General features: G+C 44.5%; 18 protein-coding genes. 1 reads left to right on the top strand and 17 read right to left on the bottom strand.

What is annotated here, in order from left to right; genetic code table 11:
- Positions 1-9 precede the first annotated feature (9 nt).
- The 7 genes from AC5O63_RS11305 to AC5O63_RS11275 all read right to left on the bottom strand — a co-directional run bounded on the left by AC5O63_RS11305 (position 10) and on the right by AC5O63_RS11275 (position 8,108).
- Positions 10-1,146, bottom strand: a complete 1,137-nt coding sequence (locus AC5O63_RS11305) for an ABC transporter permease (protein ID WP_494505047.1) — start codon at positions 1,144-1,146, stop codon at positions 10-12.
- Complete coding sequence (locus AC5O63_RS11300; protein ID WP_494505046.1) at positions 1,143-2,306, bottom strand: ABC transporter permease; 1,164 nt, start codon at positions 2,304-2,306, stop codon at positions 1,143-1,145. The genes AC5O63_RS11305 and AC5O63_RS11300 overlap by 4 nt, the downstream gene beginning before the upstream one ends.
- Positions 2,307-2,318: 12 nt before the next feature.
- On the bottom strand, positions 2,319-3,299 hold the full coding sequence (locus tag AC5O63_RS11295) for an HlyD family secretion protein (protein WP_494505045.1): 981 nt from the start codon (positions 3,297-3,299) through the stop codon (positions 2,319-2,321).
- 9 nt (positions 3,300-3,308) lie between these two features.
- Positions 3,309-4,709 carry a TolC family protein gene (locus AC5O63_RS11290; protein WP_494505044.1) on the bottom strand — a complete coding sequence of 467 codons (1,401 nt, stop codon included), beginning with the start codon at positions 4,707-4,709 and terminating at the stop codon, positions 3,309-3,311.
- Between the two features lie 154 nt (positions 4,710-4,863).
- Positions 4,864-6,390: a tripartite tricarboxylate transporter permease gene (locus AC5O63_RS11285; RefSeq protein ID WP_004748386.1), complete on the bottom strand. Its 1,527-nt coding sequence runs from the start codon at positions 6,388-6,390 to the stop codon at positions 4,864-4,866.
- 17 nt (positions 6,391-6,407) lie between these two features.
- Positions 6,408-6,926 carry a tripartite tricarboxylate transporter TctB family protein gene (locus AC5O63_RS11280; RefSeq protein WP_004748388.1) on the bottom strand — a complete coding sequence of 173 codons (519 nt, stop codon included), beginning with the start codon at positions 6,924-6,926 and terminating at the stop codon, positions 6,408-6,410.
- Positions 6,927-7,136: 210 nt separating this feature from the next.
- Positions 7,137-8,108 carry a tripartite tricarboxylate transporter substrate binding protein gene (locus AC5O63_RS11275; protein WP_367938894.1) on the bottom strand — a complete coding sequence of 324 codons (972 nt, stop codon included), beginning with the start codon at positions 8,106-8,108 and terminating at the stop codon, positions 7,137-7,139.
- A 383-nt stretch (positions 8,109-8,491) separates the two neighbouring features.
- On the opposite strand from AC5O63_RS11275, the gene AC5O63_RS11270 reads away from it, so the two are divergent.
- Positions 8,492-11,638, top strand: coding sequence for an HD domain-containing phosphohydrolase (locus tag AC5O63_RS11270; RefSeq protein ID WP_494505043.1), 3,147 nt, complete (start codon positions 8,492-8,494; stop codon positions 11,636-11,638).
- On the opposite strand, the gene AC5O63_RS11265 is transcribed toward AC5O63_RS11270, so the two are convergent.
- Genes AC5O63_RS11265 through tssH form a run of 10 tightly spaced genes read right to left on the bottom strand, consistent with a single transcriptional unit; the run spans position 11,604 to position 26,608 of the window.
- Positions 11,604-12,347 (bottom strand): protein kinase domain-containing protein, encoded by a 744-nt coding sequence (locus AC5O63_RS11265; RefSeq protein ID WP_494505042.1) that lies wholly within the window; start codon positions 12,345-12,347, stop codon positions 11,604-11,606. The two genes, AC5O63_RS11270 and AC5O63_RS11265, sit on opposite strands and share 35 nt — an antisense overlap.
- 2 nt (positions 12,348-12,349) lie before the next feature.
- Positions 12,350-15,724 carry a type VI secretion system membrane subunit TssM gene (gene tssM, locus AC5O63_RS11260; protein WP_494505041.1) on the bottom strand — a complete coding sequence of 1,125 codons (3,375 nt, stop codon included), beginning with the start codon at positions 15,722-15,724 and terminating at the stop codon, positions 12,350-12,352.
- A 2-nt stretch (positions 15,725-15,726) separates the two neighbouring features.
- Entirely contained in the window at positions 15,727-16,926 is a 1,200-nt protein-coding gene (icmH, locus tag AC5O63_RS11255; protein WP_004748688.1) for a type IVB secretion system protein IcmH/DotU, read from the bottom strand.
- 4 nt (positions 16,927-16,930) lie between these two features.
- A complete protein-coding gene (gene tssK, locus AC5O63_RS11250) occupies positions 16,931-18,262 on the bottom strand; it encodes a type VI secretion system baseplate subunit TssK (RefSeq protein WP_494505040.1) in 1,332 nt (443 codons plus the stop codon).
- Positions 18,263-18,282: 20 nt separating this feature from the next.
- Complete coding sequence (tssJ, locus tag AC5O63_RS11245; RefSeq protein WP_004748690.1) at positions 18,283-18,765, bottom strand: type VI secretion system lipoprotein TssJ; 483 nt, start codon at positions 18,763-18,765, stop codon at positions 18,283-18,285.
- Complete coding sequence (locus AC5O63_RS11240; protein WP_494505039.1) at positions 18,765-19,709, bottom strand: type VI secretion system-associated FHA domain protein; 945 nt, start codon at positions 19,707-19,709, stop codon at positions 18,765-18,767. Before AC5O63_RS11240 ends, tssJ begins: the two co-directional genes overlap by 1 nt.
- A 3-nt stretch (positions 19,710-19,712) precedes the next feature.
- Positions 19,713-20,435: a type 2 periplasmic-binding domain-containing protein gene (locus AC5O63_RS11235; RefSeq protein ID WP_004749482.1), complete on the bottom strand. Its 723-nt coding sequence runs from the start codon at positions 20,433-20,435 to the stop codon at positions 19,713-19,715.
- Positions 20,423-21,430 carry an ABC transporter substrate binding protein gene (locus tag AC5O63_RS11230; RefSeq protein WP_494505038.1) on the bottom strand — a complete coding sequence of 336 codons (1,008 nt, stop codon included), beginning with the start codon at positions 21,428-21,430 and terminating at the stop codon, positions 20,423-20,425. Before AC5O63_RS11230 ends, AC5O63_RS11235 begins: the two co-directional genes overlap by 13 nt.
- Positions 21,427-23,970, bottom strand: coding sequence for an MFS transporter (locus AC5O63_RS11225; protein WP_494505037.1), 2,544 nt, complete (start codon positions 23,968-23,970; stop codon positions 21,427-21,429). Before AC5O63_RS11225 ends, AC5O63_RS11230 begins: the two co-directional genes overlap by 4 nt.
- 25 nt (positions 23,971-23,995) lie before the next feature.
- Positions 23,996-26,608: a type VI secretion system ATPase TssH gene (gene tssH, locus AC5O63_RS11220; RefSeq protein WP_494505036.1), complete on the bottom strand. Its 2,613-nt coding sequence runs from the start codon at positions 26,606-26,608 to the stop codon at positions 23,996-23,998.
- Positions 26,609-26,645 lie beyond the last annotated feature (37 nt).

Genomic DNA, 26,645 nt, shown 5'->3' with positions numbered 1-26,645 from the left:
AAATGGCATCTAGCTATCTGATTTTAAGCTGTTTTTTAAACTCCACAGAGCAATAGAGAACCAAACCAAACTTTGCAACCAAAGTTGAGTATAGTTATCTGAAATGTTCTGCCATATGCCGCCCATTTGATTCAAGGTCAAGAACCCTTGAATGGCAGGTGTGCTTGGAAAGAGTTCAGACAACCAAACCATTGGGGCAGGAATCGCTTCAATTGGCCATATAAAGCCCGCGCTAAAGACTAGTGGCATTGAGCTGACCAACACGACTAACGTCACTAATTCGCGTCTTGGCGTGATGGCTCCTAACCAAATACCTAGCGCACATGATGCTATCAAAAAAGGAAGTAGCAGGGTTAAAAGCTCTGTTGCGTGTGCCAGTTGGTTAACGCCATGCATAGAAAAACTGGCGCCAAAGTAGTACATGCTTAATAAGTAATAAACCGCGATTAAAACCAGCATACGAACTGAGATGAGTTTTAGTGGAGAGGTATGGCTCCAGTAACCCGTTCCGTGTTTTTGCGTCCCTACCATTAACCCTGCTGCCATTGCTAGAGTTTGTTGCAAAATGAGCACAAACACCGCAGGCACGACGTAATCCACATAGCCCATACGCGGGTTAAATGTTGGTTTTAGATTCAGCTTAGTTGCGGCATATTGATCGGCTGCTTTTGATAGTGGTTGACCGTCAATGAGTAGTTTAGCCACTTTAGTTTGCGCTGCTAAGGTTCCGCCTGCTTGTGCAAGACCTTCCACTATAGTGCCATACACTAAAAAGTAAGACGCATCTCCAGCGTATGAGAGTGTCGGGCTTTTCCCTAGCATTAAGTCTTTATAAAAGTGCTCTGGAATGACGAGTATTCCGCTCACGTCACCATTGAGAAAAGCTTGGTGTGCGTCTTCCAATGTGTAATCTCGCTGAACAACGTTGACTTGTGGCGTTGCATCAACCATACGTTCCAATTGGTAGCTTGTTTGGCTTCTGTCTAAGTTAACCACACTGATCTTCTGTTCTTGCGGGGTTTGGTGGCTATAGGGTAAAGGATAGAGGAATGAATAAAACACCACGCCGCCAAATACGGTAAGAACCACCACTGGATTGGTCAGTAGTGCTTTAAGTTCCGATTTGACCAATTCAAAGAAACTCATAGTGTTGCCTCACTTACGACCTTGGACTCTTGATTGTTTAAGTGCTTTTTTGCCAGCCCAATGACCAACAAAGCGGGGACTAGGTAACCAAGCATAGGCAGTAGATGGTGTAAAGACTCTATCCATGCTTGACCGTAACTGACTTGGCTGACCTGTACTTCTATGTAGTGGCTGATAGGTAACAAACTACGCCACGCCTGGGCAAGGCTATTCATATCGGTAACAGGGAAGGTAATCCCCATAAAAGCAAAGCTTGGAGCGGTATATGCGCCAGCGAAACTCATCGCTCGTGCGGCGTCGAGAGTCAAAAAGAAAAACAGGCTGCCCATGATCATACAGGCAATGATGGTTATCCATTGCGCGACGATCAAAACCAAAAAGCTACCATTCATCGGCCACTTAAACCCTAAGTAAAACCAACACAAGAAAGCGAAACCTTGTATAGCGAACACCCAAGAGTAGGGGGCAAGCGTTTGAAAGATTGCTCGAGCAGGGTTATTGCCAAGCCAGTGATTGAGCCCTCTGTCGCGTAAATTCGCCGATAAGACGAGAATGGTGGTCACAACCACAACAATCTGCCAAAGCGCGGGGACCACCGCTGAAACTAAGAACTGCGCGTAATTGGAGTTCTTATTGAATAGGGGAGTGATTTGCGTACGAATCGGTACCGCTTTTCCGAGCGCAGAGCTTAAAGTCGCATTACCTTGACTCAAATTGCCGACAGCACTGACTTGCGCATTAAACGTTCCTTGAGCTTGAAGAAAGGCAGAGTTGATCAACTTACCCACTAAGATCATTTGGCTGTTGTAAAAAACACTCACCTGAGGCGCTAACTGTTTATACGTATCTTGTTCAAAGTTAGGTGGGATAACGGCATAAGCGTATATTTCACCTTCAACTAAGGCTTGTTTGGCTTCTAGCGCGCTCGTGAACTGCCTATCGACCTTCATTGCCGATGTTGCGTCATAGTACCGAATCAGCTGCTGAGACATTTTGCCAGAGTCTAGATTTACGACACCGATGGGCAAATCTCTCGCGATACCTTGCGAGAAAATTGCCCAAATCATCACGGCCAGCATAACAGGTAGCCATGTCAAACTAGACAATAGCCATTTGTCGCGTCGGATAATTGAAAACTGGGAAACGCTATGATCAACCATATCGCGACCTAATTATCCCTTTAGTTCAACAACTAGGCTCATGCCCATACGCAGATTCTGTACAGGTTGAGTTGGCCTTGCTTCTACCTCAAATGTTCTTAGGTCAAAGCCCTGAGCTGCATCGGTTGAACGCCAGGTTGCAAAATCGCCCATAACGGCAATGTGAGACACTTTAAACTCAATTTGTTTGTTAAGCGCTGGAACGAAAGCGGAGAAAGTCTGACCTTTTTCAAAGTGACTGAGCAGATCTTCACGTACGTTCAAGACTGCCCAAGAATCATCGGTATCAATCACAGTCACAACAGGAAAGCCCTGAGGAGCAAGTTCACCACTTTGAAGCAGTACTTGGGACACTTCACCGTCGAACCAGCTTTCGATAGTTGTGTCTTCGGCATAGGCTTCAACTTCTGCAACTGCACCCGCTGCCATTCGTGCTTTTTCTGCGGCGGCCAGCTTGGTCTCACTACGCGCACCTTCTTGCGCCATTTGGTACATTTGGAAAGCTGCACTTTCAGTGTACTTAGCGGCATCCCATTGGGTTTTCGCTTCGTCACGTTTTTGTTCGGCGACTACCCCTTCTTTATAGAGGTTGTTGACGCGAAGAAAGGTTTTTTCCATCAGAGCTGATGCCGCTTTCGCTTTTTGCCACTGGTCTTTCGCCGCTTGGATTTGCTGAGCGCGTGCGCCTTTTTCCGCTTCCATTGCAAGGGCACCCGCCGCTTTTTCACCTGCTTTTGCCTGTTCTAGCTTTGCTTCAATTTCTGGGCTGTGGAGCGTAAAGATGAGCTCGCCTTTTTCGACATGATCGCCTTTGCGCACCATTACCTGATCAATTCTTCCCGGTACTTTGGATGAGATACTGTATTGCTGGGATTCAATCTGACCTTGCAAGCGAACCGGTTTTGGTTGATAGGCTTGGTAAAAGCTATAGCCAACCCAAGATGCAACGCTCAATGCGACAGCCGTAAGTAGAAGTGGTTTTGCATTTTTCATCTTAGATCCTTATTTGCTCGAAATATTGATAGCGTTGTGTTGGTATTGGCTAAATGCATCCATCTCACTCGATAGTGCAAGTAACTTGGAGAGTGAGATCAAATAGTTAAAACTTGCTGCTGCTTTCTGAGTTTGAACGCTAGCGACGTAAAGCTGCGCGTCTACCACATCGGTGGAGGTGGATAGTCCTTGAGAAAAGGCCTTTTGACGTAGATTGAGATTTTCGCTCGCTAACTCAATGCTTGATTCCAGCCCAAGAACTTCCTCTTGAGCTTGTTGCGCTTCAAGGTATGTTTTCTGAACCAGTACGGAAAGATCTTGTTTTGCTTGCGCTTTTAGGTAGCGGACTTGCGAAACTGCGCTGTGCGCAGCTTTAACCTGATCGCTACGACCAGAACTCTCGATCAAAGGAATATTCACACCTACACCGACCAACCAATCGGGTTTCATTTGGCTCGCGAGTGAGTCGTCTTCATGGAGGCTGTAATCCCCATACAGATACACTTCAGGGTAGTATTTACCTTTTTCTGCTTTGATTAAGCTATCGGCTTGCTTCTCTTTTGCTTCCAGTAGCGCTAAGCCTGGGTAGGTATTAAGAGTACGTTCTACGAACAAACTCTGCTCTGGTAAATTTTGGTTGATAAATAGGCTGTCGGCAGGCTCAACGTTGGTTGTTTGGTTTAGGATCTGGGTGAGCGCAGATTGAGCGATCTCTAAACTCTTCTCTGCTTTCTTACGTTCAATGACCGCTTTATCTAAAGCGGACTCTGCTTGCAAGCGCTCGACGCGGGCGATCTGCCCTTGTTGCTCTAATTTCAGAGCGTTGTCTCTATGCTTAGTTAAACCTTGCTCGACGAGTCGGCGAGTTTCCACCACCTCTTGAGCCAGCAGAACCGAAAAGTAGTATTTGCTGAGATCTTCAAAACGAGCTTGGGTTTCCATAGCCAACTCACTTTGCGCTTGTTCTTTACGACCTTCGGCTGCGGATTGGGCCGCGTTGATACGCCCGCCAGTAAAGATCGGCCAAACGGCTCGGATTGAAGAACTGAAAATATCTCTTTCAGTAATGGTAGAAGTGACACCACCCAGCCCAGCAAGCAGTTGGTTAAATACAGGCCCAAGGTTTGGAAGGTGTTGACCGGTACTTTCAAAAAGCTGGTTACCAGAAACCTTTACATCAGTATCTAATCGCGTGTAGTTAGCGCCAACAGTGACTGAAGGTAAGTTGAGGTTATCCGTTGCGTTTTTAAGATGTTCATAGCGCTCGACATTCGAGCGTTGCGCAGCCAACGAGTTGTTTTCTTGTTGCAAGACTTGCCAAGCTTGATCGAAGCTGATCGCAGCGGCGTTAGAAAGGGGAGAGTAGACGCCAAGAAAACCGATCAACAGCGCTATGGGACGCAACGACATAGTGATGTACTCTATTTGTTAAAAAATAGAGTTTATACTCTAGTTTCTGTGCGGGCAATCACTAAATTGTAAAAAGTATTATGTCTAACAAAAAAAGCCAGTCGGGTTGCGACTGGCTTCGGTCAAATCAAACCAAATTACACAGGAGTGATAGTTACTGCTCTACTTTTTGTGGTGTTGGCTTTAACTTTTGGAACAGTTTGACAAACAGTGGGCTGAACAAAACAAGCACCGCTAAGATTGAGAATGTCATAGTAATTGGGCGTTCCCATAGGAAGCTCAGTTCACCGTCGCTGATCATTAATGCTCGACGTAAGTTCTCTTCCATCAAGCCACCGAGAATGAACCCCAGTAGCAACGGAGCGAGTGGGAAGTTGGCCAACCTGAGTGCGATTGCTCCCATTGCGATCAACAGCATGATGAAGACATCCATTGTGTTGAACGAGACAAGGTATACACCTGTGATTGAGAAGAACAAAATCATAGGGAGTAGAACCGTTCTCGGAACTGCAAGTAGCTTGGAGATGTACGGAATCAGCGGTAAGTTCAAGATCACCAGTACGATGTTACCAAAGTACATAGAGATGATAACTGACCAGAATACATCAGGATGCTCAACAAATAGACGTGGCCCTGGCTGAATACCGTAAGCAATCAAAGCACCGAGCATGATGGCGGTTGTCCCTGACCCTGGAATACCCAGTGTTAGAAGTGGAACAAATGAACCACTTGATGCCGCATTATTAGCCGATTCAGGAGCGACTAGGCCACGGATACTGCCTTTACCAAACTCTTCTTTCTTCTCTTTTGGCGCAAGATTACGTTCCATACCGTAGCTAAGGAAAGCTGCGATGGTGGCACCTGCACCTGGAAGTACACCAGTAAAGAAGCCAAGAATAGATGAACGAATCGAAACTGGCGCAACTTCTTTCACTTCTTCTTTAGTGACTTTCATGCTGCCGATATTGCTCATTTTATCTTGTTCGTCTGAGCGGGTGTCTTGCTCAGGCTTTAAGATCCCCATCAAGGTTTCGCCTAGTGCGAAGGTAGCCATTGCCAACAGTAGGAAGCTAAAGCCATCCATTAGGTCTGTTAGGCCAAAGGTAAAGCGTTCAACACCAACCCCTTTGTCGATACCAACCGTTGATAGCATCAAGCCTAGAATCGTCATCATCCATGCTTTGAGCACTTGCCCTTTACCGGCAAAGCCAGCAACCGCAGAAAGGCCGAGTAGCATCAAGGCAAAGTAGTCTGAAGATTGGAAGCTTAGCGAGACGTTAGCCAGTGCTGGAGCGGCAACTAACAGCATGATCGCGGATAGCGTGCCACCGGTAAATGATGAGTAAGCCGCAAGTGCAAGGGCTTTACCTGCCTGACCTTTTTGCGCCATAGGGTAGCCGTCAAAGGCGGTAACAACGGTTGATGAACAACCCGGAGCGTTGATTAGGATTGATGATGTTGAACCGCCAAATACCGCGCCGTAGTATACCCCAGCCATCAAGATAAGACCTGAAGATGGCTCCAAACCATAGGTAATAGGGATCATCAGGGCGATAGCCGAAATTGGGCCAAGGCCCGGCAACATGCCAATAAAGGTACCGACAAAACAACCAACAATCACCATCATGATGTTCATTGGCATCACTGCGGTCGAGAGACCTTGTAAAATTCCATCTAACATAATGTTATTTCCTTAAATTACGACCACATGGTGAAAATAACACCTGGCTCTAAGTAGATATCTAGGCCTTGGGTGAGTAGCAGGTAGAAAGCGATGACAAACGGGAAGGATGCACCAAAAAGCACTTTCTTACGTCGTTCTCCCAACAGATAGAAACCTGCAAGCAAAAAGAATCCCGTTGCAATGACGAAGCCGACATAGGTGAGTCCAACACCATAAAGCGCCATCAGAACGAGAAAGCCGATAAGCAGTTTCCAGTTGAAATCGACCACGGCACCGCTTTTTACATCAGGTTGCCCCGTTACTAATAAGAGTAGTGAGAGGCCGATACCTGCGAATGTTAAAAGTGTTGGTAGAGTGCGAGCCGTGAAGGGTTCGTATTCATCGCCAGGAAATAAAGGGATTTGGGTTGTCTGGTAGCCATAACAAAGGCACACAAGCAAAAATATCATCGCGCCAACACGGTCGCGACAGAGTAGGTTTTCTTTTGAGAAAAAATTACCTTTAGTGAATGAGTTCGTTGGCAAGTCCGACATATCCAACTCCATTTGCGTTACAGGTAAGGAAAGACAAAAGCCGTACACGAGAGTTAATGAGCATGTTTCACCAACGAATAAGCCATTTGCTGCTAGTCAAAGAGGCTTAACTGTTTATAAATAAACAGAGGAGATTGTGTGTAGTTAGCCCATGTACGGCGAAAAGGGATGAGGGTGGTGCAAGTCACCCTCATACAATCGATTTAACGATTATTTTAGGAAACCAAGTTCGCGCATTAGGTCGCCCATTTGCTTCTCTTGATCTTCTAGGAATGCGTAGAACTCTTTGTCTGCTTTGTAGTTATCAATCCAACCGTTACGGTCTCGAACTACTTGCCACTCGTCTGTGTTGTACATCTTAGTCAGAGCTGCGTTCCACTCGTTAATCTTCTCTTGGCTAGCGCCAGGTGCTGCAAAGAATCCACGCCAGTTAGCAAACACAGTTTCGTTACCGTATTCCGTTAGCGTTGGGATGTCTGGTGCTGCTTCAAGACGTTTTGGTGCCGTTACTGCTAGAATCTTAACTTGTCCAGATTTAGACATTTCTAGAACTTCACCTAGGCCTGTGGAAAGCAGTTGCGTTTCACCTGATAGAAGGGCTGCCATTGCTTTACCGCCTGCATCATAAGCGATGTAACGTACTTTCTTAGCATCGAAGCCTTCGCCTTTGAATGCAGCCGCAACAACAAGGTGATCCATACTACCTCGTGCTGAGCCACCAGCTATTTTTACTTTACGTGGGTTCGATTCAAATTCTTTAACAACGTCTTCCCATGTATTGTATTTAGAGTCAACGGAAGTCACGATCGCACCGTAGTCAGCGATAGTCGCTGCAACAGGTGTCAGGTCACGGAAAGATTGTGGGAAAATGCCCGTTAGTGAGCGTACTACGATTGGTGTTGAGTTCACCATAAGCGTATCTTCTTGACGCTCTGCCGTTTCGATTAGGTGGGCAATTGCTTTACCGCCGCCGCCACCAGACAGGTTCTGGAAAGAGACGTTATCGACGATATCAGATTTAACTAACACATCACCTGTGCCACGAGCTGTCATGTCCCAGCCACCACCTGCACCACCAGGGATTAAGAAGTGGATTTTCTCTACATCAGCTGCAAAAGCGTTAAAAGAAAAAGACGCAGCGATGATAGAAGCGGCTAGGGTTGGTTTTAGTACCTTAAACATGATTCACGTTCCTTATGTATGGGCATATTCTTCTTTGAGAACATGCTTATCGTTATCAATTCTCTAGTAGCAAGGAGGAAACTTGTTGCTAGATGCGTTTAAGGTTAATGGTCTGTTAAATCTATGTCTCCAATACGTTGATAAAAAGAATATTGGTCATTGTGGGGGTTTTGTTCATAAAGTTCACGCACTCAAGTTATGAGTCTGTGCACCTATGAAAAAATGTGTAATTATAATGCAAGATGTCTCATATTTTTATGGAATGAGATTTGGATTAGTAGAGGAAATATTCTAATAATCTATACATAACAATAAAAACTGAAAAACAAACTACTTACGGTAAATCGAATCGTTCAGTCAATGCCAACGGAGGGCGTTAAAGAATGAAAGATCACACACGTCAGGCTAAGAAATTCTCAATACAGTTCACAGTCGGGACCATGTTTCTGTGTGCTACGCTGTTGACCGCATCTGTTGCCATCGGGCTACAGTACTATTTCAGTAAACAGATGTCGGAAGAAAATGTTCTGGCTAAGCTTAGTTCCGCTTCCTCAGATATTGGTTCTTATCTCGAACTGGTCGATAAAAACGCGACCAACAGTGTGCAGATACTAAAAAGTGTCGCCGAATCAACTAACCACACCTTTATTGAGGCTGAAATTCGCAAAACCTTCACCTTAATTCTCGAAGACAATCCTCTTTTTTATAGCCTGTATATTGGGCGAGATGATGATGACTTTTATCAAATAATCAACTTGGAGTCGTCGCCTATCGTGCGGCAAAAGATTGATGCTGGCATTAATGATCGCTGGGTGATCATTAAAATATCAGGGCCCGAAGAGAGCCGTATTCGCACGACGAGCTATTTTACAGAAGGTTTTGAACTGACCAAAAGTGTCGCACAAGACAGTAACTATTTCCCCACTCAAAGACCTTGGTATTTAGGCAGTAAGGAAACAAAGATTTTTAAGACGGAGCCTTATCTATTTCAGCATCTAAAGATTACCGGTCAGACATACTCTATTCGCACTCAATCGCGCGTGATTGGGGTAGACATTGTTCACTCAGCAATGAAAGAGAAGATGATGCCAACACAGCTCGGGCTTTCACCTGATAGTGGAACAGAGTCTTTTGTTTTTAATGACAAAGGCGAGGTCATTGCTTCTAATGTTGAGTTGTATCATGAAGTGCGTATTCCGAGCCCAAAGCCCCTTGCTCTTAGTGATAGCGAGAAGGCTGAAATAGCAGCTGTAGGTTCACTTATGGTCTCAAATCAAAATGATTGGGGACCTTACGATTATGCTCAGTCAGGAGAGCCAAAAGGGTATGCGATAGATCTTCTCAACTTACTTTCGCAGATGACAGGGATAGAGTTAGAGTTTGTAAACGGCTTTGACTCGGTGACGCTGTCACAGATGTATCGCCAAGGTGACATCGATTTACTTCACTCTGTACCAGAGTCTAAGGCGGTGGAGGGAGCTAGAAGCGCCACTCTGTTTAGTGGCCAGTTAGCGGTAGCGTCAAATACAAATAAACCGGTTTATTCGGCACTGGCAGACTTCTCTCAAGAGTCGATCGCTGTCGTCGGTGGTTATGGGATGAAATCATGGTTGCTAGAACGAGTGCCCACTCTGAACATCACTGAAGTAGCAAGTTTAGATGAAGCTAAGCAAGGACTTGCGACTCAGAGCTATGACTACATTATTGATACCTTTCATACATTATCTGAACTGAACGAACTATCGAATACTGATCAAGCTAAGGTGTCAAAACTGACAGACACTGAGTTGCTACCTTTTCACTTTTATATGAAAAAAGAACATAGCTCGGTAGTCGACGTCTTAAATAGAGCCTTGCTAGCGATTACCCCACAACAACGAACCGCTTTGAAGAAGAAGTGGTTGGACACCAACCAATGGCGGGGAACGTTTGTACCTTATCCGGAGCTGTTCTCATTGTCACGTAATCCCAGCCTGCATAACTCGATGGTGAAAGTCGATATTCAAGGGCAACACTACTTTGTCTACGTTACTCCGCTGTTATCTGAACAAAACCACAACGAGTTCTTTGCTGTCGTGTTACCTGAGAATGTGGTCTTTGAGCAAGTTTGGCCTAAGCTGATAACATCCATCGCGCTTACTGTTCTGATAATGATGATCTTGCTTCCTTTAGCTTGGAAGTTTAGCGCCCCCATTGTTATTCCAATTAAAGCCCTACGTGTAGAAACTAAGAAGATAAAAGCAAGAGATTATGACGCAGTATCTCTGGTGAATACACGCATCAAAGAAGTGTCTGAACTCTCTGAGTCCATTGCCTCTATGGGGGCGGCACTCAAACAACACGAGAAACAACAAGAAGATTTTGTTGAGTCGTTCATAAAACTGATTGCTCAAGCGATTGATGATAAATCCCCGTACACCGCAGGGCATTGTAATCGGGTTCCTGAACTTGGCATGATGTTAGCCAAGGCAGTAGAAGAGTGCCAACAAGGTAAATTCAAACAGTTTAAATTCGAGAATGATGATGAAAGGCGGGAATTTAGAATCGCGGCTTGGCTGCATGATTGTGGAAAGATTACGACTCCAGAGCATATCGTTGATAAAGGCACTAAACTCGAAGCGAACTATAATCGTATCCACGAAATTCGTATGCGTTTTGAAGTGCTTTGGCGTGATGCCGAAATTGAGTATTTGAATTCGCAACTCGCTGCAACTAAAGATAAGAGCGCGGCTCTAGCGGAGCTTAAACTGTATAAGCAAACCCTGCAGGAAGAGTTTGAGTTTATCGCCAAATCAAATGTTGGTGGTGAGTTTATGGGTCAAGAAGAAGTTGAAAGAATCAAGCAAATTGCTGGTAGAACTTGGCAAAGAAACTTTGATGATCGCTTAGGGCTTTCCCCATTCGAAGACTTGAATAAACCTCAATCGGACGTTGTGCTTCCGACCACCGAACCGTTACTTTCTGACAAACCGGAACATATACAAAAACGGATTAGACCAGTCGAGTTTGATGAGAAGTTTGGTATAAAAATGGATGTGCCAGAGCATCAGTATAACTTGGGTGAGGTCTACAACTTATCTATTTCGCGTGGCACTTTGACTGCAGAAGACCGTTTCAAGATAAATGAGCATATGATCAGCGGAATCAAAATGCTTGAAGCTCTGCCATTTCCAAAAGAGCTGAGTCGAGTCCCTCGCTACGCTTCTACGCACCATGAAACCCTTAAGGGGACAGGTTATCCGCGCAGGCTGTCAGCGCAAGATCTTTCAATTCCAGAGAGAGTGCTGGTCATAGCTGATATCTTTGAGGCTCTGACTGCAGCAGATAGACCTTATAAGAAAGCCAAACCTGTTAGTGTGGCGATTGATATTCTGTACAAAATGGCGCTCGACGAACACGTGGACATGGATCTGTTCCTACTCTTTCTTGAGAGTGGCGTTTATATGGATTACGCCCAAGCATTTTTACCACAAAGCCAAATAGACAATGTGGATATCAACCAGTATTTTTCGAAGCAGCGAGTCGCTTAGCCATTCTGAGCTGTTGGTTGAAGAGGATTTGATATCTAGCAGGAAGAGATCCCAATTCAGGGAGCTTTTTTGTTGCGACATACTCGGTAATGGATTGCCCTTGGTAAGGGTGTTTTTCAGCGATAGTCTGAAGTGTCACCGCTAAGGACGCATAGTCATCTTGGATGCCAATAAGACCATGACGCTTTAGCGCGTTCACACTTGCAAAGCTGGGTGAAACAGAAGAGTGCGGTTGTTCTGAATAAGGTTGTCCGATTGGAAGTACGCTGCCAAGATCTACAAAGACAGGATCACCTTTTGGGCTAGTTAAGATGTTTGCAGGCTTGATGTCACCATGGATAAAACCTGTCTCATGAATCGTTTTAAGCCCAGTTTCGAGTTTCGATATCAACGCGTTATTGGGTTGAGCTGTGCAGCCAGCCAGAGATTGACCTTCTACAAATGCGTACATCAGCCAACTGGCTTGATGATGGCTATCGGCATCGATAAAGCTGGGCCAATAGCTAGAGGTATAGTTCGCGAGAAAACTAGCTTCGTTGTTAAGTTGAGACTTAGCAAGTGTGGAAAGGGCAAATTTGAGGGCAACCTTTCCATGTGAGGCGCTGTCGACGAGATACACTTGATGACCACTATGCGAGCAATAGGAAACCCCTAAAGCTCGCATAGTGCTTCGGATGCTAGGGTGGAGCGCAGAGCTAGCATCCTTCATTTTTAAATGCTGGCAGGAAGTGAGAAAGCAGAAAAGAAGTTCGGAACAAATGGGTTATTTTGCCCTTGCGTCTTAATGCTTAATTCAACCTGACTATCGTCATAAACAAACTTCACGGTGGTATCTTGAGATGTTGTCGATACTACTCTTGGTTCAATCAACTTGAACCAAGCCCAGCTTCCAGTGAACTTCTCATCGGCTACCTGCGTTTCTTGCGCTTGTAGTTTGAATCCTATCGAGTCTTTGTCCACGTCTTTTGCTGACCACGTCTGCTTGCTCCATAGCCTTGGGCCGTGTTGATAGCTAAACAGAGACTTCTCAGCAATGATAGAGAACTGAGTGAGGTTCGAGCTCATCTCCATCGCTTTTAGTTGGAACTGAAGCGTTAGGTTTTGCGGATCTTGCAAGAACAGCGCATTGCGAATGTCCGTCGCTTTGCTAATCATCTGCCAAACGTTAGGGTCAAGTGCCAATCCTGAGTTCGGTAGTAACCCCGGTAAGAAAGGCGAGCGTTCATCTGTAGAGAAACCTTTTAGTTTGCTCTGGTAGAACTTATCCAATACACCATTACTCTTAAAGAAAGAGGCGACATCGCTCGTTGTTGCATCCACTGAAGCGGTTTTATTAAATGGATAGTACGCTGCAATCGTATCCTGATAGGTTTGGAATACCTCGCTTTGCCAAGCCGTGTTGAGATAACCATGTGCCAGTAACATCACCATTTCATTTGCTTGCGTAGTCACGCCATTAATGATGTCGAGTGATAGTTGCGGCTGTTTCTCAGTTTGTTTTGCGACAGAGGAAACTGGGTTACTCACCTTTAGCTCTGCGGTCAGGGTAGAGAAAGCAAGCTCTTGAGGTTTGTCTGAAGAGTAAAACTTCTCTAGATACGTTTCCATTTCTGTAAATTGGCTAAGAAGTGTATCTATTGCTTTTGTTCCTTGATCATTAGCTTCCACTTGTTGGTGGTAAGGCATAAAGGCAATGTAAATCTGGCGAGCAGACTCTTTCTTATCGGCATCTTGAGCTGGTGGTTGTGCTTCACCTTCTTTGGCTTTTGGCACCTCAATTTCGACTGACGTGTATTTGCTGATCGTGCCATACAGCTGAGCCAATGGGTTGTTTGATGCCGTCGTAAGCACAGACAGTGTTGCCTTTAGTGAATCAGCACTATCAACGTTATTCGCTTGAATATGAGCGGTAAAATCTCGCCAGTAATTGATGTAGTCGTTTTGATACATCTGCTTAAGATCGCGACTAATACGGTAGAGCTCTAGCGCACTTGGCGAGCTACCAGCTACCCCTTCATATGCTTGCAATGCTTCAGTCAGAACAGGTGAGCCGACAGAAAGATCAAGCTCATTAAAGCCTGATGGCGTATACAAGTAGGGTACTAAGTAACCAACATAGTTCGGCGAGAAACTGAGCAGTTGAGAGAAGTTTGATCCTAACTCTTGACGCACATCGACACGCTTAGAGTAGGTTGGCGAGTTTAAGATATGCTCGTACAACAGAGTCTCAACTCCAGTTTGGTTGATGACTTTCTTGGCTAGCTTCTCAAGGTCAAAATTGGCTTTAGTGGGAACCAAATCTTGAGCGAAGACGTCATCAAGCAAAATCTTAAGCTGAGCAAGGTTTACGCTGTCTGCTTCGCCTTGGTCAGTCAATGATGACATAAAGTAGCTCTTTAGCTCTTCAATGTTGGTACGCTTAGGGTCGAACAGTAAGCGATAATTGTTCAATAAAGATAAGGTCTTAGCTTGATCTTCAAGGTTTACGTAGACAAACAGATCTTTTTCTAAGGTGTTTTCCATTGAAGGAATAAGAACACGGGCTAGCTCATCGAAATAAGCGGCTTCCACTTCCGTCTTAATGCTTGAACTAGGCATGAAGGGCAGGGTATACCAAGGATCGGGCTGAAGGTAGAGCGCGTAGATACGATTGAGAGAGTATAAGTTCGGAATATTGTCCGCCATATTCTCAATATCGTAAGGTGACGCAGCGATCGCCTCTTTGTAGCGCTCTAACATGTTATCGGCACGTGTTTCACGCGCGTTTTGGTAATCAAAATCTAACTTAATGATCGCTAAAATAGCAATTAGAAGCACGGCACAAAATACAGTGTAAGCACCTTGCCAGAATATCAGCATATTCTCTTTGCGGCGGTTGACGCCGACAAGCTCATTTTCGTTCAAGACCACGTGGTTCATGATGTGCTGAGCAAACAGGGTCTGGGTGACTGGAATTTGCTGGTGCTGCTGGAACTTCTCGTTGCCTAGAGATTCATTGACGACATTGGCCAGCAGATCATATTGCTTTTCACTTGAGCCGCTATGAGTGAAATAAAATCCACGGAAGTTGAGACCATTACTTAGTTGATCACCTCGATATAGCCTTTGTAAGAAATGCCACAGACTTTGTTTTAGCAAACCAAACTGGTAAGGCGCTGCACAGATAGAGTTACGATATTCTTGATTGAGCTGTGAGGAAAGCGCGCTGCTAGTGTTAGCAATTAACTGGCTGATTAAATGGTCATACTCTTCGTGATACCAATCTGCGTCGATCCCCCCATTTTTAAGAACCGGAGACGTTGCGCCAAATACATCGTTGCGCTTGGCTTCATCAAATGCAGAAAAGAACTGACAGAAATCGTTCACCTGACCCATGTTGGTGATCAGGTTATATACGGGCAGATTCAGTCCGAATGTGTCATTGAACGTTTTAATAGTCGATTTAACGTCATCAGCTCGTTGAGTAAGTTTCTCTTGGTTGCCGAGTAGTGTAGCGATTTCGGTCGTCAACAATAACCCGTTTATAGCCTGACGTGGACGCCATTTATTGAGGCTATCCGAGAGGGTTTTCAGATATTGAGGTTGCTGATCTTCACCCATGCTAATAGAGATAAGAATAGAGTGTTCGCTTAGCCAGAATAGAATCGGAAATTCGATGTCATTACCGAAATCATCAACCTTGTACGCCTCGTATCCCATTTGTGTAATGATGCTCTTATCTTTACATGGGTCGTCACTCAACAATAGGTAGATAGGTTGGTCATAACGACTGTTAAGCCTTTTCTTGCGCTTTTGTACACCAATCATGCGTTTAAAGTGCAAAGCCAAAAGCTTACTTCGTTTCTGGATCAGCAATCTTTGTTGATCGGGTGTTTTACTTGCTCCGCCTTTACGTCGCATCAACCAGTAAGTGAGTAAACCGATAACGAGACCTGTGATGAATGATACGATACCACCGATAATAAGTTTCTCTGGATAGAGCCACCAGGTTAAGGCACCACCTATCAGCATGACAAGCAAAGCAAGCAGTATAGACCAGACAAGGCTACGCTTTGTTGAATTCTGTGTGGGTTTAGCGTCACTCATCGTTATTGTGCCTCTTTATCGTTTTTATTGTCGTTTTGCGTGTTTCTCACGATGATGGGTGTGAGCTGATCTTTTTCTATATACCAACTCTTAATTTCTCTTGCTTGTTCAGAGGACTCACTTCGTACAATGACGCGGAAGTAGGAATCAAACTCGTCAACAACCGCCTCATACTTTGATGGCGCGAGCGTAGAAACAAAGTTTTCAGCATTTTTCTGCGAAGAGAACGTTGCTAATTGAACCAACCAAGAGGAATGGCTGGTACCTAAATTAGGCGGTGGCGGAGCATCCACTAGCTCAACTTTACTGGCTCGTTGGGGCATGGTTTCCAAGTCAGCGTCATCACTGATAAAGACAATATCATTCACTTGGCCTGACATTACATAGCGAGCGCTGAAGTCCGGTAAGTTGTTAAAGTCGCGAGCTCGTTGCGAATGCGTTTTGTTGTACCAAAAATAGGTCAGGGCAATGCTGGTAAAGATCAGGCATAAGAAGAAAACTGTAGTGATAAAGTAGCGTTTACGACGAGTCGGCTTACGAACTTTAGGCAGTTTAATTCGAGTACGGCAATGGATCGCGCTCGTTTGTCGATACTGGCTAATTAACTGCTCTAACTGATGTATGAAGGATTTAAGTTGGTCATTTCCTGTCTCTCGGTACTGACCTTTAAATCCAATGTTTAGGAAAATGTAGATGATCTCAAGTAGGTCAATCATCTTGTGCGGCTGTCTGAGTGCTTTATCAGCGACAGTAAAGAACAGCTCACCACCATTTCGCATACCGAAAAGTTCGCTCAGCAGGGTTTTGTTTTCCCAGCCGCGTGACTCACCCCATTCACTGTAAATAATCAGTTCGTCTAAGACGACCGCGTAGAGGAAGCAGAGTTTATCAATGACTGCGACAGGGTAGGAAAGCTCAGCGCCTTTTGTTTTGATGTCATTAATCCCGTCAACTAGCTGATGACGTAAAGTTGTGACGTCTTCTGGCTCGGGAAGCGTAGAGACTTTTAATGTTATCGCTAATAGCTCACTGCTTATGTTGAGTAGCTGGTTTTCTGCTTTATCGAAATAGTGCAGAAATTCACTGCGACCTCGGCTCGCATCAACAGAGATCCATGAACTGTCGCTGACATCGTCTTCTTTAGCGACAAACTCGGACTCTTTTGCATCCCAGACTAGGGTTTCTTCATCCAAATAGTCCATAGCATTATCTCAGGGCATATAGCATAACTTCGAGGTCTGCGATTCGAGTATCGACATGGAGAGCAATCGCATCGCGGTTTTCGAGCATTTCTAACCACATACGATCGGCAGTGTCGACTTCAAAGTAAGACACCCCTTGCATCGGTTTAAGTTCACTTGGTGCAACTGGTAACGGTGACAGCGCAATACCCGATAGGCCGTTTCGTACGATCTCAACAATGCGCGCGTTGTTACTTAACTTGGCAGCGATAGGGAACAGCTCATTGAGCTCAGCACTGCTAATTGTCGATTTAACAGAGAGAACAAATCGACGATTCGACACGCTTGCGGTGTCTTTGATTAAGGTTCTAAGCAATCGACGACGTTCGAACAAAGAGCTATCCCAAGCAAACTCAAGTACAGAGTCTTGTTGAACCAGCGTGAGCATGTTACGCAGAGAGGCGAATAAAGGATTAAAGCTCTCGTAAAGCTTGTGGTACTGCAATGGCAAACATGGCTCCGGAATCGCTGGGGTTAATGCCATGATTTGCGCTTCAAACTTACGCAACTCGCCGTAGACTTGGTGCGTTTGTAGCTTTGGATTGCTAATAGAGAGATCAAACCACGGGAGCCAACTGTTCAATGTTTGTAACCACAAATAATCTTGCATCATTGATTGCGGGCTTTTTTGCCCTTGGCCAGCTTGAATTCTCTGCAATAGGGTAGTTGCGCGATTGGCAGTCAGGGCATGTATTTCTTTTAAACGCTCAAGTAGCAGTTGAGAGGCACCGTAATGTAGACATGCTGGAATAAATGCGCGATCAAGAATCACTTCACCCGCTTCTGTGCATTCTAAAATCTTGGCGACAGGTATAAGCGTAAAGCCAGAGGTATCTTCACCTTCCAACTTAATAGAAATATTCAGATGAGCAACATCGATCTCAACGCTCGCATTTTCTGATGTTGATGTGTCAAATACGTTGATAGAGCGAGATAGGTAACGGCCTTGATCCGATTGCTCTTGCCCGTAGTCGTTGTTGCCTTGCAAAGAGATAGGTAGTGCTAAGTAGACCACAGTTTCAATGCTGCCTTGGACAACATCTCGGGCAACCTCATGCTTCATTTCAAACTGAGTTCCGTCAGGAAACACACCTGCGCTACTGGCGATAGAAAGCTTACCAATTTTTAATAATTCGTGATTGATGGTGAGTTCTGTCACACCATAAAAGGGAGCAAATCCAGCAAGAGTCTCAACGTTCTGACGAACATAGTTCTGTACGTAGCGATCCTGTTGCTGAAAATGTTGTGGGGCAATAAACATGCCTTCTTGCCAAACTACTTTTTTAAACGCGTCCACGTTAATTCCCTATATACTGACTAAAATACTTGCCACCAGCTGGATTCAGGTGTGACTATTTCTAACGAGGCTTTTGCCCCTTGTATGTTGAGCTGCAGATATTGATCTGCTTGTACTGGCAAAGTGGAAAATGCCTTGGTTTCACTATTCTGGTAATCAACAAACTCAACAAGTACGGCAACGTACTGGGTCGTTTTGTTAATATCTAATACTTGCTCTGTGCTTGTGTCTGGAAGTATTACTGGCAACACTTGTTTTGACACTAGGTTCGCGCTTAACAGCTGAACATCATTTGAATACAGATCGATAAACGGTACTTGTTTGAACATCTGTACGTCGGTTAATTGATACAATCTAACGACGACAGGGTTTGCTGTGTTTGAATCAGACGGATTCATTGCTGCATCTGACTTTATTGTTAAGTTGTATTGAGAAACGACAGGAACTGGATCAGAAGAACATCCAGCTAACAACAGCACTGCCGCTAAATACCACTTCCTCATCAACCTTCCTCTCGCTGTTTCTGCATATTTTCCAAAAACAAAGCTTTGAACTGGCGACGAAAGTCTCCATTTTGTTGTCTGTGCTGGAAGTGCTTACGATAGATCTTCCAATACTTTTTCTCTTTGTTGCTGAACAGTCCACCAGACAGGTACTCGCTAAACTGATTTTCAAGTTCTTTAGGAGCGAACTCATTGAGAAACTGATCAACGGTTTTTTCTAATGCATCAAACAAGGCATCATGGTGAAGCATTGGGTTTTGCAAATATTGTTGGTTTTTCTCAGATAGCGTAAGTAGCTTCTCAATAGACGCTTCCAACTGAGTATTGTTGCTTGGTGTATCGATAGGCAGATACTCTAGATCGGTGGCCTGTTCGAACGTCTTTGTTTGTGCCACTTCGTCCACTTCGACATGAGCAGCGATTTCGTCGCTATCTAGATCTTCAAACGGGTCTGAGGCAAAAGGATCATCGCTTAGAACATTTTTATGCGAAAATGAAGCGCCGCTTTGTTTTTGCTTTGGTGCTTCTGTTTGTTCTAAGAACTCAGTATCGTCATCGTTAAGGTTTAACTCAAATGGATGAGAGAGAAAGTCGTCATCGTCTTGTTGAGGTGGCTCAGCACTTGATGAAACAAGAGTAGAAACAAGCATGGTGTAGTTTTCTACTTTTATGATGTCTCCGTCATTGAGTGGGTATTCTTTATCTCTCACCATGACTTTGTCGTTTAATGAAGCGCAATTTTGACCACGACTAATCAATACATAGCCTCGGTCGGTTAGGCGGACTTCGCCATGAGTACGGGAAATACGTTTGCTTTGGTCGGGTAAACAGATATCACACGCAGGGGCACGACCAAGAGTGCCTCCTGATTCTGGAAGATACACAACTCTTGAGGCTACAACCTCTTCAGTGGGTACAGAAATCAAATGGATACTGACGGCCACTAGTTACCTCTCACACTTAGATACGGCTGCATTGAATGCAGACAAGAAACCAGAATACTTAGTTAGGAAACGGTTTGAAAAATAGACGCCCATCGGTTTAGTTTCGAGAACTTGATACTGGAAAAAATCGCTCGGTAAACCTGCTTCATCTAGTTCGCTTTTGAAGACCAAATCATCTTCTAAAGCAATGTCAATTTCCCTTTGTTTTAAAAGCTTTAGTAATACTTTAGCATCTCTAGGCTGTTTGACTACGTTATAGCCGTTACGTTTTAGCCAAAACCACTTATTCGACCCAAATTTAGCCGAGAATTTAAGGTTAAGCTTTGACAACTCATCTATTTTAGGCTCGACACCGGGGCCGAAATACCACATAAGTTTTTGTTCTGCGATAGGTGCCGAAAGTGTGGCGTATTCATCTCGCTCATCAGTTTGGGTAGCAACAAAGAAACCGTGTTGCGCGCCACTGTGTACGCGTAGTTGCGCATCAGACCAACTGGTCATTGTGAGTTGGTATGGTTGGCCCATTTTTCCAAGGATGCATTTTACTTTATCTAGTGCTAAACCTTGCATTTGTCCGTGCTTGTACTCTTGGTAAGGCGCCCACTCTTGAGTGGTTAACAGTAATCGAGCAGGTCCAATGCTAGTTTGTGCGAAAGCATGGGTGCTGCTAAGCAGTCCCATCATAATCATTAGGCAGAAAGCAAAACATGGCATCATTCTGACCATTCATTTCCTCCAATTAACTCGGAAATTTTTAAAATTGAAACAGGGGGATAATAATCCAAAGTGCGTGCGGCACCCACATTGACAATGTATGAATACTGGCTAAGTGGCTCAATAGGCAAATCTTGGGCTTTACGTTTGTTGCTCAATATTTGCTCTGCTTTGTGTCCAGCAAATTCACCAACGTTATAATAACGGCTAACTATACCAAATAGCGCGTTATGATTGCGAATAGGGGATTCAGTTGCTGAAAAAGTAGCTATTCCCTGGGCGTGAAGGCTATCTACGATGCCTTTCCCTTGGCTGATGATGTAGGAATCGGGTGGTAAATAAGCAAGCTGGACCCTATCTTCAAGCATGGTTTCGATCACTTTCGAGAGTGAGCTTAGGTCTGGTTTACCATCTTTAGTTCGAAGAGGATACAAGTAGACGTCCATACCGAACTTCGCAGATAGCATTTGTATCTTGCGTGCGGTTATCACTGCGTTGTTTTCTAACGGGTTGAATACGATGCCCATTGTCGAAATATTGGGTAACTTTTGAATCGCATTAAACTGAACCTGATGGGGCACAATATGGCTCACACCAGTAAAGTTACGATGCATGGAGCCGTCGTCAGAGATGATCTTTGAGCCAACGGGATCTGTCACGATACTAAAGACCACAGGGGTGTTGCTGTGTTGTCTAAATGACGTTGGTTTGTCTTCGGTGCCTAAGAGTGAGAGCGTCGTTGTGGTACCAAACGTGTACACAAGGTCTGCATCGTATGAGTCTATGTTATTAATATAATTAGATAACGTTTCCCTGTCTCTTTTGGCATCAAGTAAGGTGTAGCTGATGGGCATTTTACTAGAGAGATATTCCATAAAGCCTTTTTCAGCATCGGTAACACCTCGCCATAAGATCATGACAACATGCTTTTTCTCTGCTGCGAATGCCAACGTTGGTACTGAGAACTGCGTGACCAAGGTGATCAAAACTAAGATTAAAACTCTCATTTTGCTACCTCTAGTTGTCTATCTTTTTTAGTGAAGAATGCGTAGAAACCCACCAACACCGTCGAGCTGATAAACAGCGTGATGCCAAACAGTATGATGGTGTCTTGGAAACCAAATAGGCTGAGGCATAAGCCCGCTAGCATTGGTCCTGCAATATTTCCGATACGCTCGGTTAATCGGAAAATACCGATTGTTTTTCCTTTATCGATCCCCTCGTTGGCGAGTAAGTCCATGACCAACGGAATTTGTGGTGAGACACTGATGCCGTGTGCAATACCAATTAGAATAACGATCATTAATAACCCCATCGTACCTGGCAGGAAGACGATGTTGACTAAGGCTAATGCTGAGAGTAGTCCACCAAATACGATGAACTTAATCTTGTTATCCCAACGATCTACGAGGAAAGCACTCAATGGTGAAATGACAATAATCGCGATGCCGTAACTCATCATGACACGACCCGATACTGCGCTGCTTTCTCCTAAATACTGCAAATAAACTGGGCAGATGTAATAAAGGAAGCCTGTGAGAACGACCTTGGCCGGTATCGCACTGAAAAAAGTGATCAGTGAGAAGTATTTGTTGCTGAGTAAGACTTTAAAGTCATTGAGCCGAACTGGCTTACTTTGAGCGTTTGAGCTGCCGCGGCTGAAAAAGCTCATAACAAATAAAACGCTAACCAAGGCTAAGACAGATGCGAGCATAAAGGTAACGCTATAGCCAAGCTTGTCCGCTAAGATACCACCGATTGCCGCGCCACACAGAGAACCAGAGAAAAACGACGATAAGAAGGTAGACATACCTTTAGTTCGGTTTTTTGTCGTCGTAGTATCAGTGATATACCCTTGGGCAGAAATGAAGACGATCCCATAACCCACTGCCGTATAGGCTCTCGCAATAAGTAGAAGTTCAAGTGTTTGACAGACAGCGGTAAGAGCTAGGCCAGTACTCGTGATTAAACCGCCGACAATTAACGATTTTCGGCGACCTACTTTATCTGACCAATAGCCAGCGAAGGGTAGGGAAATTGCCCAACAGAACATAAACAGAGAGATAGGTAAGCTGGTGACTAAGCTTTCAGGTATCCAATCTTGCGAGCGAGATAAGCTGGCTACAAAGTTTGGGAAAAATGCCAATGAGGCCGCCTCTGCAAAAACCAACATAAACAATGGCAGTCGAATAAAGCGATAGTCTTGAAGATTTTTAACCTTAAGCTCTTTGTTTGAATGTTGTCTTTGGATAATCGAGTTGATGCTATGAGTCACACGCCCAAGCTCATCTTTGGCAGAAATTCGCGCGAGCCACAATGATGCGCCAATTTTTGAGTCTGTTAGTAATTGTTTGATCTGGTGCCAAGGTTTTATGATCATGAAATTACAGACAAAAAGTATAATTTCGATAACCACTAGGGCTGAAGCGATAAGCACCGTTAACATATCCATTAAGCTATCTTCGATTAACTGAGGGATAATGTTCATGTCGGTGGTCATCTTGATCGATGTTTGTGAATCTGGGTCGATTTCCAGATTTACTGAAGATGAATGGTCGTTACCCGTAAAGTTATTCGGGTATTGATACAAAGACGTTTCAGCCTGTTGAAGCTCAATAGAGAGCAGTTCTTTATGCTGATTAAGATACTCAGAAAACTCGTCTTCGAGGCCGTAGAGTCTATCTAGGGGCACACCTTGTTTGAGCAACCTTTGGATCATACTGCTGAGTGTGTCACCAATGACGATGGATTTTTGTTCTAACTGTGTTTCGTAAGTAGTCGAAAACTTATCGAGTGCCTGATAAGAACTCCCCACATTTGAAGCAATAGTCAGAACGATAGCCAATGCAATAATGAGTAGTGGGAAATATTTATCTCGAACGCGTTGCCAACCATTTTTTCCCTTTTTAGCAAAAAAGCGTTGATTGGCATTTTCAATAAGTTCTTTATCCGTAAGCCCCGGCTGTTCAAGGGTTTCAGAAATACCTTTCAGCTTCTTTAACAAAAAGTCTAAGCCAGTGTATAAGGCAAAGTAGCCAATAAAACATGCAATTAACACCCACATTAAGGTGTCAAACAGTTGTTGCATAAGAAGCGTCTGCTTAATGCTGTCTAAATAGCCGCTGGAGTAGTAAAGCTGAAGAGCACCTTCTTTAACATCAAAAGTATTGGTGATGTCAGACGCGATAAGTCGTTCGTTCTCAGTGGCTTCACCAGCAGAGTAGAGGACATCCCCTTTATTGTTGACGACTTGCATTCGGCTAATTCCGTCAACAAGCGATAGGCGTCTCTCTAAAAGAGATTGGATGTTTGAAATAGAAGAAAGTGGCAGGCCTAAACTTATAGCCTGCTTAATATCGTGATCGGTTTCGTTTAAGACGACTTGATAAGTCGAATCACTGGTTTGGGTTAGTCGTTTCTCAAAATTTAGATAGTTTAATGTGCTGTTTAAGCCATTGGAAAACAGTAAGACTGCGAAAATCGCTAACACGAGTTTGACTCTTAACGAGAAAAACGTACGACGTGAAGTGACATGGTTACTGCTCATACTTACTGCTTTCCTTGGCTACTTGTTACTTAATGGTTAGCTCAAAACCCGCTGGGTTTGATGCTGCAACAACCGAAACTTGAGAAATAGGCTGTTGTTGGCTCAGGCGGCTGATACATTCTTCCGCCAACTTTGGCATCAGAGAACGGTTGATGATCTGTTCAACGGCGCGACCACCTGTTGTTGGGTCCGTATTTTTGTTAACAACAAAGTCGACAAAGCCCTTATCCCAAGTGAAGCTCGCTTGATACTGTTCAGCCAATTTTTTCTTAATTCGATTAAGAGAAATTTCGGTAATCTTCGATAGCTCTTCATCGTTAAGTGGGTAATAAGGCACGATCGTGGTACGGCCCAAGAATGCTGGCTTAAAGTAATGTTGTAAGTCAGGGCGAATGCTTTCTAGAAGCTCTTCATTGGTCATACGTTCTTCACGATCTTCACACGCATCACATATCGCTTGGTCTGCTGCGTTGGAAGTCATAATGATAATGGTGTTTTTGAAATCGACCGTGCGTCCTTCACTGTCTTTGATATGGCCTTTATCAAAGATTTGATAGAACAAATCGTGAACACCTGGGTGTGCTTTTTCCATTTCATCAAGGAGAAGAACAGAATAAGGGTTGCGTCGAATTGCTTCAGTCAACACGCCACCTTCACCAAAACCAACATAACCAGCAGGAGACCCCAAAAGCATAGAGATCTTATGTTCTTCTTTAAATTCGGTCATGTTGATCACGGTTAGGTCATTGCTTCCTCCGTACAGTTGCTCCGCAAGTGCCATGGCTGTTTCTGTCTTACCAACGCCACTTGGACCACACATGAGGAATACGCCAATTGGTTTGCGACTGTCTGTGAGCCCTGCACGAGAGATACGAATAGCCTTAGCAAGCTCTTGTTTTGCCACATTTTGGCCGATAACACGCTTATCTAGCTCTTCCTCAAGCGAAAGCAATCGAGCAATCTCATCACTCATCATGTTGCCTACTGGAATACCTGTCCAGTTAGCAATGATTTGGGCAATCGTATTGTCATCGACCATTGCATTTACGAGAGGCAATTCACCTTGTAATTCGTGAAGTTTGTCTAGCGTGTCATTGAGAGCCGTCTGCTTGGTAAGATCGCCTTTCTCTTCACCTTCTGCGTTGCTAATCTCATCTTGCAAAGCCTTGATTTGATCAACCAATTCAACTTCTTGTTTCCAACGAATGTTCAGGGCTTCAAGTTTTGATTCATTGGTTTCAATTTCGCCTGTTATCTCTTTAATCTCATCTTCAGCAATACCGAAAAGCGCATTCTCTTTTTCCAGAGCCGCTTTTTCGTTCTTTTGATAACGAATCGTTTGCTCTAAAGATTCAATAACTTCAGGTTTAGCGCCTTGAGTCAGGGCAATACGTGCACTGGCCGTATCGAGCAGGCTGATCGCTTTGTCTGGTAACTGACGACTAGGCAGGTAACGAATAGACAGGTTGACTGCTGCATCAATGGCGGTTTCAGCGATGAAAGCACCGTGGTGTTTTTGTAGTGAAGCTGCTACGCCGCGCAGCATCTGCTTTGCATCTTCTGCATTAGGCTCTTCGATAGAAACCACTTGGAAACGACGAGTAAGGGCAGGGTCTTTTTCAAAGTACTTCTTGTACTCAGCCCATGTCGTTGCAGCGATTGTTTTGAACTCGCCGCGCGCTAAAGCTGGTTTAAGTAAGTTTGCCGCGTCATTCTGACCAGCAGCACCGCCAGCACCGATGAGAGTATGAGCCTCATCAATGAATACGATGATGGGTACTTCACTGTTTTTCACTTCGTTGATGACGTCTTTAAGTCGGTTTTCAAACTCACCTTTAACGCTTGCTCCGGCTTGAAGTAATCCCAAATCCAGAGAATGGATTTGCACACCCTGAAGTGCACCTGGGACTTCATCCGCTGCAATTCGAAGTGCTAGCCCTTCGACAACGGCTGTCTTACCTACGCCCGGTTCACCGACCATGATCGGGTTGTTTTGACGCTTTCTACAAAGAATATCGATGGCCTTGCGAACTTCGGCGTTTCGGCCCGATATTGGGTCAATATTACCGTCAATCGCTTGCTGAGTTAGGTTAATCGTATACTTACTTAGGGCATCGTTTGCTGACGGTTGGCCTGCTGGTGCACCACCTTCGGCTGCCGAAGTTTTGCTACGAGCAACAGCGGTTTTGTTAATCAACCCTTGTAATGACTCGAGTGATACTGATTGCAAACTTTCTAGTTGAAGCGTGTTTACTCCCAATACGTTTTGTTGCAGCAACGCCTGTATCAAATGCAAGCTGATCACTTCGCCGTGGCCGAAGTTTACTGACGCGATCATCCATGCGTCTTTAATAAGTTCGGTTAAGCCATGACTTAGAGTAGGTTGCCCTTCACTTCCTTTTGGAAGTCGAGCGATCTTGGTCGAAAGTTCATTAACAATTGCGTCTTGAGACAATTTCTGAGATTGCATCAAGTTACTCAAGTTAGCATCTTGCTGAGAAATTAATTGCAGTAACCAATGCTCAATCTCGATGGAAGGAACGCCTTGGTTCATGGCTGCGCCAGCAGAGACTTCAAGAGCCTGTTTCAGCTCAGGTGAAAGCTTGGCGACTAAATTTGTTAGTGTTACTTGTGTCATACGGTTGTCCTTGTATTTCGAAGCATCAAAACAACGA

The organism is Vibrio sp. SCP2, assembly GCF_059295395.1.
Note: the sequence above shows the minus strand (reverse complement) of the source record. Positions and strands in the feature narration are given on the sequence as shown.